The organism is Nakamurella multipartita DSM 44233 (genome assembly GCF_000024365.1).
GTDB lineage: Bacteria > Actinomycetota > Actinomycetes > Mycobacteriales > Nakamurellaceae > Nakamurella > Nakamurella multipartita.
This window is the reverse complement of sequence record NC_013235.1, coordinates 1026796-1039929: the sequence shown is the minus strand read 5'-3', so window position 1 is coordinate 1039929 and position 13134 is coordinate 1026796. Positions and strand designations below refer to the sequence as shown.

The following is a 13134-nucleotide window of genomic DNA, read 5'->3' as shown; positions in this document are numbered from 1 at the left end:
CCGGCGGCGGACGGAACTGGCAGACTCCGCCGGGTGCTGCTGACGATCACCACCACCCACCGACCGGCCGACGACCTGGGCTACCTGCTGTTCAAGCACCCCGGCCGGGTGCAGTCGTTCACCGAGTCGATGGGCACGGCGCACGTGTTCTACCCGCAGGTGGGGGCGGACTCCTGCACCGCGGCGCTGCTGCTGGAGGTCGACCCGATCCGGCTGGTCCGGCGCGGGAAGGTGCGTGACGCCGACGGTTTCGCGCTGGGCTCGTACGTCAACGATCGGCCGTATGCGGCCGGCAGCATGCTCGCGCTGACCCTCAAGAGCGTCTTCGGCACGGCCATGACCGGCCGGTGCGCGGCCCGGCCCGAGCTGGCGGCCACGGCCATCCCGCTGCAGATCCACCTGCCCGCACTGCGCTGCCTGGGCGGCGCGGACCTGCTGGGCCGGCTGCTGGAGCCGCTGGGCTGGCAGATCGAGGCCACCGCCGTCGATCTCGACCCGGTCGCCCCGGAGTGGGGCCGCTCCCCGTACCTGGACGCCCGGCTGACCGGGGAGCTGCGGCTGGCCGATGCCCTGCGCCAGCTGTACGTGCTGCTGCCGGTGCTCGACGACGCGAAGCACTACTGGGTCTCCGACGACGAGGTCGACAAGCTGATCCGGGCCGGCGAGGGTTGGCTGGCCGGGCATCCGGAGAAGGACCTGATCACCCGCCGCTACCTGGCCCACCAGGGCACGCTGACCCGCACCGCCCTGGCCCGGCTGGCCGAGGTCGACGAGGCCACCCCGGCCGAGTTCGACGACGCCGAACCGGCGCCGGAGCAGCCTGAACGCCCGGTGCGGCTCGCCGAGTTGCGCCGCGGCGCCGTGCTCGCCGCCATCCGGGCCACCGGCGCCCGAACGGTGGGCGACTTCGGCTGCGGCGAGGGCGCTCTCGTGCGGGACCTGCTGGCCGACGGGTCGCTGGAGCGGATCGTGGCCGTCGACGTGTCCACCCGGTCGCTGCAGATCGCCGCCCAGCGGCTGCATCTGGACCGGATGAGCGAGTACCAGCGCGCCCGGCTGGAGATCTTCCAGTCCGCGCTGACCTATCGCGACGATCGGCTGTCCGGCCTGGACGCCGCCGTGCTGATGGAGGTGATCGAGCACGTCGACCCGCCGCGACTGGCCGCGCTGGAGCGGTGCGTGTTCGGTTTCGCCGCGCCCGGTGCGGTCATCGTCACCACCCCGAACGCCGAGCACAACGTGCGGTTCGAGTCGCTGGCGGCCGGCACGATGCGCCACCGGGACCACCGCTTCGAATGGACCCGGGCCCAGTTCCGGGCCTGGGCCGACCGCGTCGGTGACCAGTTCGGCTACCACGCTCGATGTGTCGCCGTCGGCCCGGACGTTCCGCAGGTGGGTCCGCCGACCCAGCTGGCCATCTTCACCAGGAGTGCCGCATGACCCGCGAACTGGCCGTGCCGGAGCTGAGCCTGGTCGTGCTGATCGGCGTCAGCGGATCGGGCAAGTCGACGTTCGCCCGCACCCATTTCCGGCCGACCGAGGTGATCTCCAGCGACTTCTGCCGGGGGCTCGTCGCCGACGACGAGAACGACCAGGCGGCCACCCCGCTGGCGTTCCAGCTGCTGGACTACATCGCCGGGCTCCGCCTGGCCGCCGGCCGGCTGACCGTTGTCGACGCGACGAACGTGCAGCCCGAGGCCCGGCGCCGGCTGGTCGCCCTCGCCCGCGAGCACGACGTGCTGCCGGTGGCCATCGTGCTGGACGTGCCGGAGCGAGTGGCCCTGGACCGCAACGCCTCCCGACCCGACCGTGACTTCGGCCCGCACGTCGTGCGGCGGCAGCGCGATCAGCTGCGGCGGGGGCTGCGCGGCCTGCAGCGGGAGGGCTTTCGCACGGTGCACACCCTGCGCGGGGTGCCGGAGATCGCCGAGGTCACCATCACCCGCACCCGGCTCTACAGCGACCGGCGCGACGAGCACGGCCCGTTCGACGTGATCGGCGACGTGCACGGCTGCCGCGCCGAACTGGAAACCCTGCTGCAGGACATGGGTTATCAGCTGATCCGGGACGAGCGGGGACGCCCCGTCGACGCCCGCTGCCCGGGCCGGCGGGCGGTGTTCCTGGGCGATCTGGTCGACCGCGGGCCGGACACCCCGGGTGTGCTGCGGCTGGTGATGGGCATGGTGGCCGCCGGCCACGCGCTGTGCGTGCCGGGCAACCACGAGCACAAACTCGTGCGCGCGCTGTCCGGGCGCAACGTGCAGGTGACCCACGGGCTGGCCGAGTCGCTGGCCCAGCTGGCCGCCGAGACACCCGAGTTCCGCGACCAGGTGCGCACCTTCCTGGACGAGCTGATCAGTCATTTCGTGCTCGACGACGGCAAGCTCGTGGTCAGCCACGCCGGGGTGATCGAGAAGTACCAGGGCCGGGCGTCCGGCCGGGTGCGCTCGTTCTGCCTGTACGGGCAGACCACCGGGGAGACCGACGAATTCGGGCTGCCGGTCCGCTATCCGTGGGCCCAGGAGTACCGCGGCCGGGCCATGGTGCTCTACGGGCACACCCCGGTCCCGGAGCCGGAGTGGATCAACAACACGATGTGCCTGGACACCGGCTGCGTGTTCGGCGGCCGGCTGACCGCGCTGCGCTACCCGGAGCGGGAGCTGGTGTCGGTGCCGGCCGCGCGGGTCTACCACGAACCGGCCCGGCCGTTCGCCGCTAACGCGCAGGCGGCCACCGCCGGGACCATCGTGCGGGACCCGGAGGTGCTGGACATCGCCGACGTCACCGGCCGGCGGGTGCTGGAAACCGGCTACCTGTCGAAGATCTCGGTTCGTGAGGAGAACGCGGCGGCCGCCCTGGAGGTGATGAGCCGGTTCGCCGTCGACCCGCGCTGGCTGCTGTACCTGCCGCCGACGATGAGTCCGGTGGCGACCTCGGCGCAGCCGCCGTGGCTCGAACACCCGCACCAGGCGTTCGAGTACTTCCGCGGCGAGGGCGTGGACCAGGTGGTGTGCCAGGAAAAGCACATGGGCTCGCGGGCGGTGGCCCTGATCTGCCGGTCGGCCACGGTGGCGGCCGACCGGTTCGGCGCCGCCGGCGAGCTCGGGCAGGTCTGGACGCGCACCGGGCGGGCGTTCTTCCCGGCCGCGCTGACCGCCGCCCTCGTCGATCGGCTGCGGGCAGCGGCCGAGAAGGCCGGCCTGTTCGACGATCTCGGCGCCTCCTGGCTGCTGCTGGACGCCGAGCTGCTGCCCTGGAACGCCAAGGCCGGACAGCTGCTGCGCGAGCAGTACGCCCCGGTCGGGGCGGCCGCCCGGGCGGCGCTGCCGGCGGCCATCGGCGTGCTGGAGGCGGCGGCCGCCGCCGGTCGCGACGTCGGCGACCTGCTGGACCGGACCCGGCGGCGGGCGGCCAACGCGCAGGCGTTCACCGACGCCTATCGCCGGTACTGCTGGCCGACCGACGGGCTGGACGGGGTGCGGATCGCCCCGTTCCAGGTGCTGGCCAGCGACGGTGCGAGCTATCAGGGCCGTCCGCACGCCTGGCACCTGGCGCAGGCCGACCGGCTGGCCGCGGCCGACCCCAACCTGGTCACCACGACCGCCCGGCAGATCGTCGACACCACCGACGAGGACTCGATCGCGGCGGCGACCGCCTGGTGGATCGAGCTCACCGGACGGGGCGGCGAGGGCATGGTGGTCAAGCCGGCGGCCAACCTCACCCGCGGCCGGCGGGGCCTGGTCCAGCCGGGCCTGAAGGTGCGCGGCCGGGAGTACCTGCGCATCATCTACGGCCCCGACTACACCGAGCCGGTGCACCTGGACCGGCTACGGGAGCGGCAGCTGGGACACAAGCGCTCGCTGGCCCAGCGGGAGTACGCGCTGGGCCTGGAGGCGCTGGACCGGCTGGCCCGCGACGAGCCGCTGTGGCGGGTGCACGAGTGCGTGTTCGCCGTGCTGGCGCTGGAGTCCGAACCGGTCGATCCGCGGCTGTGACCGCCGCCCCCGGCACCGGCCGGGGGCACGGCATGGGTCGGCATGGACTCGGTGCCGCCTCGTAGGCTGCTGGCCATGAGTGCGCCGGTGAGTGAGATCTTCGACCCCACCCAGTGGCGGGAGGTCGAGGGCTTCGACTTCACCGACATCACCTACCACCGCCATGTCGGGACCCGGCCGGCCGGCGGAACCGGAGACGAGCAGGCCCGGGTCGATCTGCCCACGGTCCGGATCGCCTTTAACCGCCCGGAGGTGCGCAACGCGTTCCGCCCGCACACCGTCGACGAGCTGTACCGGGCGCTGGACCACGCCCGGATGACCAGCTCGGTCGGCTGCGTGCTGCTGACCGGGAACGGACCCAGCCCGCGGGACGGCGGCTGGGCCTTCTGCTCCGGTGGCGACCAGCGCATCCGCGGCCGCAGCGGCTACCAGTACGCCACCGGAGACACGGCGGAGACCGTCGATCCCGCCCGGGCCGGCCGGCTGCACATCCTGGAGGTCCAGCGGCTGATCCGGTTCATGCCCAAGATCGTCATCGCCGTCGTGCCCGGCTGGGCGGCCGGCGGCGGCCACTCGCTGCACGTCGTCGCCGACCTGACCCTGGCCAGCGCCGAGCACGCCAAGTTCAAGCAGACCGACGCCGACGTCGGCTCGTTCGACGCCGGATACGGCTCGGCCTACCTGACCCGGATGGTCGGCCAGAAGTTCGCCCGGGAGATCTTCTTCCTCGGTCAGGAGTACTCGGCCCAGGAGATGTTCGCGATGGGCGCGGTGAACCGGGTGGTGCCGCACGCCCAGCTGGAGACGGTCGCGCTGGAGTGGGCGGCACTGATCAACGGCAAGTCGCCGACCGCGCAGCGGATGCTCAAGTACGCCTTCAACCTGGTCGACGACGGGCTGGTCGGCCAGCAGCTGTTCGCCGGCGAGGCGACCCGGCTGGCCTACGGCACCGACGAGGCGGTCGAGGGGCGGGACGCGTTCCTGCAGAAGCGCACCCCGGATTTCACCGGCTACCCCTGGGCCTACTGACTTGGCCCGGGCCCTGCAGCTGCTGCCGCTGCCGACCGGCGACGCGGTGCTCGACCTGCTCCCCCGGTTGGCCCGGGCCCTGGCCGGGGACGGTCCGGCGTTGCTCCCGGTGCCGGCCGGGGACAACCCGGCCGCCGCCCGCGCGGCCCGGGCGCTCCTGCTGGACGGGGCGCTGGCCCCCGGCGAGGACGACCCGGACGACCCGACGGCCTTCGTCGTCACCACCTCGGGTTCGACCGGCGCCCCCAAGGGCACGCTACTGCCGGCCGGCGCCCTGCTCGCCTCGGCCCGGGCCACCCGCCGCGTGCTGGCCGGAGGCGGGCCGGCCGAGGATGGACCGACCGAGGCCGGACCGACCGAGGACACCCGGCCGGCGCACTGGTTGCTGGCCCTGCCCGCCCACCACGTGGCCGGGCTGCAGGTGCTGCAGCGCTCGCTGGTCGAGGGCACCACACCGACCGTGCTGGACACCGCGACGCCGTTCACCCCGGCCCGGTTCGCCGCCGCGGCCGCCGCGATGCCGGCCGGGGTGCGGTTCGTCTCCCTGGTGCCCACCCAGCTGCAACGGATCCTGGCCGACCCGGATCCGGCGGCCGCGACCGCGCTGGCCGGCTTCACCGCCGTCCTGGTCGGGGGAGCCCCGGCGCCGCCAGCGCTGCTGGACCGGGCCGCCGCGGCGGGGGTCCGGGCCGTGACCACCTACGGCATGAGCGAGACCTGCGGCGGCTGCGTCTATGACGGTCGGCCCCTGCCCGGGGTCACCGTGAGCACCGACGAGCACGGCCGGATCAGCCTGGCCGGGCCGGTGGTCGCCCGGGGGTACCGCGGCCGGCAAGGCGACCCGGCGTTCGACCGCGATCCGGCCGGCGCCCGCCGGTTCCGGACCGACGATCTCGGCGGGCTCGTGGACGGGCGGTGGCGGGTCCTGGGCCGGGTCGACGACGTGCTCATCACCGGCGGGGTCAAGATCGCGCCGGCCGGGGTGGAGGCGACCCTGGCCGCCGCCCCCGGGGTGGCCGACGTCCTGTTGACCGCGGTGCCGGACGCCGAATGGGGGCAGCGGCTGGTCGCGCTGGTGGTCCCGGCCGGGCCGCTCGATGCCGGGGCGCCCGACCTGGACCGGCTGCGGGCCGACGCCCGGTCGGCGCACGGTCCGGCGGCGGCGCCCCGGATGCTGGTGCTGGTCGACGCGCTGCCGCTGCGCGGCCCCGGCAAGCCCGACCGGGTGGCGGCCCGTGAGCTGGCCGGCCGCGCCGTGGCCGCGCACCCGGGCGTGCCGGTGGTGGACCTGCGGGAGCGGCGATGAGCCCGGCCCGGTTCACCCGCGCCCAGCTCGAGTCGTTCCACGGCGCCCGGGTGGACGACCTGATCGAGCCGGGCGTCCGGCTGCTGTTCGTCGGCATCAACCCGGGGCTGTGGACGGCCGCCGCGAACGCCCACTTCGCCCGGCCGGGCAACCGGTTCTGGCCGGCCCTGCAGCTGGCCGGCATCACCCGGGAGCGGATGGACGTCAGCGGCGGCATGGCGCCGGCCGACCGGGCCGAGCTGGTCGGGGCCGGCATCGGCATCACCAACCTGGTCCCGTTCGCGACGGCCCGCGCCGACGAGCTGACCGGCGAGCAGATCCGGCAGGCCGCGGGCACGCTGACCGCCACCGTGCAGCGCGTCCGGCCGGCCGTGGTCGCCGTGCTCGGCCTGACTGCCTACCGGCAGGCCTTCGGCCGGCCCAAGGCCCGCCCGGGCCGGCAACCGGAGGACCTGGGCGGCGCCCAGCTGTGGGTGCTGCCCAACCCCAGTGGGCTCAATGCCCACGAGACCGCCGCCTCGCTGGGCGTCGCCTACCGGGAACCGGCGCTGGCCGCGGGCGTGCCGCTGGTCCGCTGACCGCCATCCCCTCCCCCGGCTTCGCTGATCAAAGCCGCGCAATCCGGCGAAATTGTGGGCCGATCGCGCGGCTTTGATAAGCCGACCAGGGGGCGCCAGCCCGGGGGCGGACCGGGCGTGGCCGCGATCCCGGTCACGGTGGTGCCGGTGGGGCCGGCGATGGGCGCGCGAGCACGTAGGGTCGATCCACGTGGCAACAGCTCAGCAGTGGATCCAGGCCGCCCGACCCCGCACCCTGCCCGCGGCGATCGCACCGGTCCTGGTCGGCGTCGGCGCCGGCATCGACCTGGGCGCCTTCTCCTGGCTCCGCGCGGCGCTGGCCATGGTGGTCTCGCTGAGCCTGCAGGTCGGCGTCAATTACTCCAACGACTACTCCGACGGCATCCGCGGCACCGACGAGGTGCGGGTCGGGCCGGTCCGGTTGGTCGGCGCCCGGCTGGCCGCGCCGAGCACGGTGAAGCGGGCCGCCTTCCTGTGCTTCGGGATCGCCGGCGTGGCCGGGCTCGCGCTGGCCGCGATGACGTCCTGGTGGTTGGTCCCCGTGGGCCTGGCCAGTGTCGCCGCGGCCTGGTTCTACACCGGCGGCCCCAAGCCCTACGGCTACGCGGGGCTGGGCGAGATCTTCGTGTTCGTCTTCTTCGGCCTGGTCGCCGTGCTGGGTACGACCTACGTCCTGGCGCTGACCATCTCCCTGTACGCGGTGATCGCGGCCATCGGCATCGGGCTGCTGGCCTGCGCGTTGCTGATGGCCAACAACCTGCGCGACGTGCACACCGACGTCGAGGTGGGCAAACGCACCCTGGCCGTGTTGCTGGGCGAGCCGTTGAGCCGCAAGGTGTTCGCGCTGATGATCGGCGGAGCGTTCCTGGCCGCTCTGGTGCTGGCGCCGACCCACCCCTGGTGCCTGCTGGTCCTGCTGGCGGTGCCGCTGGCCGTTCCGCCGACCCGCGCCGTGCTGGCCGGGGCCAAGGGCCGAGACCTGATCACCGTGCTCGGCCAGACCGGCCGGCTCGAGTTCGTCTATTCGGTGCTGGTCGGCGCCGGGCTGGCCCTGCAAGCCTGGGTGTGAGGGTGCCGGCGGCCCCGCCCGCCGGCAGTTGATCATGGGCAGAGTGCCGTTCTGGCAGCGCCAGAACGGCTCTCTCCCCATGATCAACACGGAGTCGGCGTGGTGCCCATGATCAACTCGAGTCCGGGGGACGGAGCGCGGCGGGCCGGACTGGCACCATGGGCGGATGTTCATCGCCGGGACCGAGCGGTGGAAGGTCGTGCTCGTCGAGCCGGAGGCGCTGCGGATCGCGCTGTACGTGCGCGACGCGGCCGGCCTCACCCCGCACACCGACCCGGAGATCCCGCCGCTGGACCCGTCCTGGCAGTGGCAGCCGGTCTGGTCCCGCCGGCCCGTGGAACCGGCCGAGCCGCGGGGGCTGCGGCTGCTCACCCGGCGCGAGGTCGATCCGGCCGTCGCCGCCCACCAGTGGGCCCGCTGGTGGGAGCACCTGCTGGACGCCGGTTCGGCCGCGATCGACGACCTGCGCCCACCCCACTTTCCGGCGTTGCTGCACGTCCCCGACCTGCGCGCACTGGTCGAACGGCACTATCACCAGGCCTGTATCTGGTCCGACAGCCTGGGCGGTGACCCCCGGATCCGGCACGCCCACGCCGCCCCCGGACCGGGCCTCAACGCCCTGATCGCCGAGCTGCCCACGCTGCTCGGACGGCCCCCGCACGACTTCTCGATCCGGGTCAGCGTGATCGGGGTGCAGTCCAAGCAGGCCTGGGTGCTGCGGCCCGACCACTTCCTGCTGACCCGCCGGCTGACCTTCGACCTGGAGAACTCGCTGGACTGGCTGCGCCGCCGCATCCTGGCCGTGGCCTGAGCCGCCCGCCGGTCAGGCCTGGATCCACTCCGTGGTCACGGTGAAGCGCTCGAGCACGCTCTGGTTCGGGATGACGCCCAGGCCCGGCCCGGTGGGCACGGTGATCTGGCCGTCGTCCATCACGAACGGATCGGTGATGTCCTGCTCGTAGAACCGGTCGGAGGCCGAGATGTCGCCGGTCAGGGTGAACCCGGGCAGCGCGGCCAGGGCCGCGTTGGCCGCCCGGCCCAGCCCGGTCTCCAGCATCCCGCCGCACCAGACCGGAATGCCGTTGGCCCGGCAGATGTCGTGGATCTGCTTGGCCGCCAGGTACCCGCCGACCCGGCCGGCCTTGATGTTGATCACCGAACACGACTTCAGCGCGATCGCGTCCGCCGCCGCCCGCGGCGAGACGATCGATTCGTCCAGGCAGATCGGGGTGCGCACCAACGTCGCCAGCTCGGCGTGCTGACGCAGGTCGTCCTCCGGCAGGGGCTGTTCGATCAGCAGCAGGTCGAAGGCATCGAGCCGGCGCAGCACCCGCGCGTCGGCCAGCGTGTAGGCCGCATTGGCGTCCACCTGCAGCGGGATCAGCTCGCCGAACCGCTCCCGGACGGCCTCCACCGGGGCGACGTCCCACCCGGGCTTGATCTTGAGCTTGATCCGCACGTAGCCGTCGGCCAGGTAGTCGGCGACGACGTCCAGCAGGGTCGCAATCGACGGCTGGATGCCGACCGAGACCCCGGCCGGCACCGTCGGCCGGGTCGCGCCCAGGTAGCCGGCCATGGACTGCCCGGTGCCCCGCAGCTGCGCGTCCAGCACGGCCATCTCCAGCGCGGCCTTGGCCATCCGGTGCCCGACGAAGGGCTCCAGCAGGGCATCGACGGTCTCGGCGGTGATGTCGGTGCCGGCGGCCGAAGCGCGCAGCAACCGCGGCAGCAGGAAGGTGCGCAGCATCGCCGCGGCGGCCTCGGCGTACTCGGAGCTGTAGAGCGGCAGCTCCATCGCCACGCACTCGCCCCAGCCCTGGACCTCGGTCGGCCGCCGGTCCCCACCGACGGTGCCGATCACCCGGACCAGGACGGCCACCCGGTCCTCCTCCACCCCGAACGAGGTCTCGAACGGCGTCACCAACGGCATCCGGATCGTCCGCAGCTCGGCTCCCGTCAGCTTCATGCCGGTCCCTTCCCTTCCAGGACATACCAACCGGATCGGGCGAATCCGGTGATCCGCCGGGCGTCGTCGGCCATCGCCGCGCCGAGTACGGACCGCACCGCCAACCGCCAACGCAGGGCCTGCGCCGGGTCCGTCCGGCGCAGCGCCTCGATGTCGGCGGGCACCCCGATCAGCAGCGGACCGGTCGCCCCACCGGCGGATTCGGCCCGGGCCGGCTCGCCGTCGTCGCCGACCGCGAGCGCCACCGTCGCACCGGCCGACCGCAGCGCGTCCACGTCGGGTCCGTCGGTCCCGGGCCGACCGGCGAGCACCGGCGCGGCGGCCGCCCGCACCTCGGGCGAGCGCAGGTCCCACTCGACGTCGGCCCGGTCGGTCGGCTGACCGCGATTGGGCCCGTCGTCCATCGGTCCGTAGAAGTCGACCAGGTAGCGCCGGGGCCGGGCACCCAGCCGGGTCACGTTGAAGAACGCGTTGCGGGCGATCAGCGGGTCGTAGGTCCAGGTGACCCGGCCCACCCCGTGGGCCAGGGCCCAGGCCCGCTGATGCCACTTGATCGCGGCGCCGACGCCGGCTCCCGCGCCGGGCAGCACCCCGGTGATGTGCGAGTGCAGTGAGCCGCCGGGCGGTGAGCCGAAGAAGGCGACGCTGGCGGCCACCAGCTCGTCGGCGCGCGGCCCGTCGGTGGCGTAGGCGCCGACCAGGTAGTTGCCGGCGTGTCCGAGCGCCCGCAGCAGCGACGGCCGCACCTCCGAGACCTCCCCCGGTGGGATCTGCCAGATCCGGTCCAGCAGGGCGCAGGCGGCCGTCATCTCGGCCAGCGTGTCCAGTTCCCTGATCTGCACCGACGCCCGGGCGGCGGCGGCCCGGGCGACCGCGAACGCCTCGCTCACCCGGGCTCCCGCGCGGCGGGTTCGGGGCCTGCCAGCTCCTGGATCAAGGCGGCCAGCAGCACCGTCCGCGGCCCGATCGCGTCCAGCCGCACGTGCTCGTCGGCCGCGTGCGCGCCGCCGCCGACGGCCCCCAGACCGTCCAGCGTCGGCACGCCGAGCGCGGCGGTGAAGTTGCCGTCCGACCCGCCACCGACCGATCGTTCGGCCAGCGGGCCCAGCCCTTCCCGGTCGGCCAGCCGGCCGGCGATGGCGAACAGCCCGGCCGCGCTCGACCTCGGCATCGGCGGCCGGTTGATGCCGCCCGCGACGGTCAGGGTGGCCCCGGGCACGGTCGGTGCCAGCGCCAGCATCGCGGCGTGCACCCGCTCCTGCTCGGCCGCGGTGCGGGCCCGCACGTCGATGTTCAGCACGGCCGCCGCGGGCACCGTGTTGGTGGTCGTGCCGGCCGCGGCGACCGTCGGCGTCACCGTCGTGCCCGCCTCCGGCGCCCCCAGCGCGCCCACGGCCAGGATCAGGTGGGCCAGCTCGACCGCCGCGTTGATGCCCTTCTCCGGTTCACCGCCGGCGTGCGCGGCCCGGCCGACGATCCCGATCCGGTACCAGGAGGTGCCCTTGCGCGCGGTCTTGAGGGCACCGCTCGGGCCGGCTCCTTCCAGTACCAGGCAGGCCCGCGCCCCGCGGGCGTGCTCCTCGATCAGGGCCCGTGAGGTCGGCGAGCCGATCTCCTCGTCCCCGGTGACCAGCAGGCACACGCCGGCCAGGTCGTGACCGCGCTCGGCCACGGCCGCCATCGCGTGGATCGCCATCGCCAGGCCGGCCTTCATGTCGACCGTTCCCGGCCCGCGAAGCACCGCCGGCGATCCGGCCTCGTCGATCGACCAGGGGTGTTCGGCCAGCGACCCGATCGGCCACACCGTGTCGTGGTGGGCCAGCAGCAGCACCCGGATCGGCCCGGTGCCGAACCGGAACGCCACGTGCTGACAGCCCTCGACGGTGAACCGCCGCGGCTCGACGCCCAGCCGCCGTGCACCCAGCGCGGCGATCAGGTCGGCGCTGGCGGCGACGGCGCCCAGGTCGGCCGAGGGGGACTCGCAGCGGACCAGCTGTTCCAGGTCGGCCAGCAGCTGCGGCAGCCGCCGATCCACCAGGTCGGCCAGCCCGGTCGGGGTCATGACCGCGTCCAGCGTCCGTCGGCCAAAAAGTCGCGGACCGCCACCCGGTACGGGGCCAGGTCCCAGCCGCGGGCGGCGACCCAGTCGTCGTCGAAGTAGGTCCCGGCGTAGCGGTCGCCCGAGTCGCACAGCAGCGTGACGATCGAGCCGTCCAACCCGTCATCGCGCAGGCCGTTGATCAGCTCCAGGCAGGCCCAGACGCTGGTGCCGGTCGACGGGCCGACCCGCCGGCCCAGGATCGTCTCCAACTCGCGCATGGTGGCCACCGAGGCCGCGTCGGGCACCCGGTGCATCCGGTCGACGATCGAGCCGATGAACGACGGCTCCACCCGGGGCCGGCCGATGCCCTCGATCCGGGACGGGGTCCCGGTCCGGGTCGGGTCGTCGTCGCGCCAGCCCGGAAAGAAGGCCGAGCCCTCCGGGTCGGCCACGCACAGCTGCGTCGGATGCCCCCGGTAGCGCAGGTACCGGCCGATCGTCGCGCTGGTGCCGCCGGTCCCGGCCCCGACCACCACCCAGCGCGGCACCGGGTGCCGTTCCAACGCAAGCTGCGCGAAGATCGACTCGGCGATGTTGTTGTTGCCGCGCCAGTCGGTGGCCCGTTCGGCGTAGGTGAACTGGTCCATGTAGTGGCCGTCGCAGGCGGCCGCCAGCCGGTGCGACTCGGCGTAGATCGCGGACGGATCCTGGACCAGGTGGCACCGCCCGCCCTGGGCCTGGATCAGCGCGATCTTCTCCGGTGACGTGCTGGCCGGCATCACCGCGACGAACGGTAGCCCGATCATCCGGGCGAAATAGGCCTCCGACACCGCGGTCGAACCGCTGGAGGATTCGATGACGGTGGTCCGCTCGGTCAGCCAGCCGTTGCACAGCGCGTACAGGAACAGCGATCGGGCCAGCCGGTGTTTCAGTGAGCCGGTGACGTGGGTGCTCTCGTCCTTGAGATACAGATCGATGCCCGCCTCGGCGAAGCAGTCCGGCAGCGGGAACCGCAACAGGTGGGTGTCCGCACTGCGCTGCAGGTCGGCCTCGATGAGCCGCACTGCGTGGGCCAGCCAGGCCCGATCGGCCGGCCGGGACCGGTCCACCACGGCCACGCTGCCGCCATCCCCCGTGATCATGACGGGCA

The 13134-nt window shown here is 73.9% G+C and carries 11 protein-coding genes; 7 read left to right on the top strand and 4 right to left on the bottom strand.

All coding sequences use genetic code 11. The annotated features are described in order from the left end of the window. The first annotated feature begins 33 nt into the window (after window positions 1–33). The 7 genes from NAMU_RS04705 to NAMU_RS04675 all read left to right on the top strand — a co-directional run bounded on the left by NAMU_RS04705 (window position 34) and on the right by NAMU_RS04675 (window position 8788). The gene (locus tag NAMU_RS04705; RefSeq protein ID WP_015746267.1) at window positions 34–1440 is read left to right on the top strand and encodes a 3' terminal RNA ribose 2'-O-methyltransferase Hen1; all 1407 of its coding nucleotides are present in this window, start codon (window positions 34–36) and stop codon (window positions 1438–1440) included. Next, window positions 1437–3995 (top strand): polynucleotide kinase-phosphatase, encoded by a 2559-nt coding sequence (locus tag NAMU_RS04700; protein ID WP_015746266.1) that lies wholly within the window; start codon window positions 1437–1439, stop codon window positions 3993–3995. Before NAMU_RS04705 ends, NAMU_RS04700 begins: the two co-directional genes overlap by 4 nt. A 75-nt stretch (window positions 3996–4070) precedes the next feature. Continuing rightward, on the top strand, window positions 4071–5024 hold the full coding sequence (locus NAMU_RS04695) for a 1,4-dihydroxy-2-naphthoyl-CoA synthase (protein WP_015746265.1): 954 nt from the start codon (window positions 4071–4073) through the stop codon (window positions 5022–5024). A 1-nt stretch (window position 5025) separates the two neighbouring features. Then, window positions 5026–6330: an o-succinylbenzoate--CoA ligase gene (gene menE / locus NAMU_RS04690; RefSeq protein WP_015746264.1), complete on the top strand. Its 1305-nt coding sequence runs from the start codon at window positions 5026–5028 to the stop codon at window positions 6328–6330. Further along, window positions 6327–6908, top strand: a complete 582-nt coding sequence (locus NAMU_RS04685) for a mismatch-specific DNA-glycosylase (RefSeq protein ID WP_015746263.1) — start codon at window positions 6327–6329, stop codon at window positions 6906–6908. Before menE ends, NAMU_RS04685 begins: the two co-directional genes overlap by 4 nt. A gap of 190 nt (window positions 6909–7098) precedes the next feature. After that, window positions 7099–7977, top strand: a complete 879-nt coding sequence (locus NAMU_RS04680; protein ID WP_015746262.1) for a 1,4-dihydroxy-2-naphthoate polyprenyltransferase — start codon at window positions 7099–7101, stop codon at window positions 7975–7977. 166 nt (window positions 7978–8143) lie between these two features. Beyond that, window positions 8144–8788 (top strand): hypothetical protein, encoded by a 645-nt coding sequence (locus NAMU_RS04675; RefSeq protein WP_015746261.1) that lies wholly within the window; start codon window positions 8144–8146, stop codon window positions 8786–8788. A 12-nt stretch (window positions 8789–8800) separates the two neighbouring features. Here NAMU_RS04675 and menC read toward each other — a convergent pair whose 3' ends face one another. From menC to cds1, 4 genes are read right to left on the bottom strand one after another with little or no spacing between them, the layout of a single operon-like run. Further along, entirely contained in the window at window positions 8801–9943 is a 1143-nt protein-coding gene (gene menC / locus NAMU_RS04670) for an o-succinylbenzoate synthase (RefSeq protein WP_015746260.1), read from the bottom strand. Further along, complete coding sequence (locus NAMU_RS04665) at window positions 9940–10833, bottom strand: hypothetical protein (RefSeq protein WP_015746259.1); 894 nt, start codon at window positions 10831–10833, stop codon at window positions 9940–9942. The genes menC and NAMU_RS04665 overlap by 4 nt, the downstream gene beginning before the upstream one ends. Then, the gene (locus tag NAMU_RS04660) at window positions 10830–12005 is read right to left on the bottom strand and encodes a M20 family metallopeptidase (protein ID WP_015746258.1); all 1176 of its coding nucleotides are present in this window, start codon (window positions 12003–12005) and stop codon (window positions 10830–10832) included. Before NAMU_RS04660 ends, NAMU_RS04665 begins: the two co-directional genes overlap by 4 nt. After that, window positions 12002–13126 carry an L-cysteine desulfhydrase Cds1 gene (gene cds1, locus NAMU_RS04655; protein WP_015746257.1) on the bottom strand — a complete coding sequence of 375 codons (1125 nt, stop codon included), beginning with the start codon at window positions 13124–13126 and terminating at the stop codon, window positions 12002–12004. The genes NAMU_RS04660 and cds1 overlap by 4 nt, the downstream gene beginning before the upstream one ends. Between the last annotated feature and the right edge of the window lie 8 nt (window positions 13127–13134).

Bases quoted from the DNA above. Each gene is read 5' to 3' on its own strand.
- NAMU_RS04675 (WP_015746261.1), top strand. From the start codon at position 8,144: ATGTTCATCGCCGGGACCGAGCGGTGGAAGGTCGTGCTCGTCGAGCCG.
- NAMU_RS04700 (WP_015746266.1), top strand. From the start codon at position 1,437: ATGACCCGCGAACTGGCCGTGCCGGAGCTGAGCCTGGTCGTGCTGATC.
- NAMU_RS04660 (WP_015746258.1), bottom strand. From the start codon at position 12,005: ATGACCCCGACCGGGCTGGCCGACCTGGTGGATCGGCGGCTGCCGCAG.
- menC (WP_015746260.1), bottom strand. From the start codon at position 9,943: ATGAAGCTGACGGGAGCCGAGCTGCGGACGATCCGGATGCCGTTGGTG.
- cds1 (WP_015746257.1), bottom strand. From the start codon at position 13,126: ATGATCACGGGGGATGGCGGCAGCGTGGCCGTGGTGGACCGGTCCCGG.
- NAMU_RS04695 (WP_015746265.1), top strand. From the start codon at position 4,071: ATGAGTGCGCCGGTGAGTGAGATCTTCGACCCCACCCAGTGGCGGGAG.
- NAMU_RS04685 (WP_015746263.1), top strand. From the start codon at position 6,327: ATGAGCCCGGCCCGGTTCACCCGCGCCCAGCTCGAGTCGTTCCACGGC.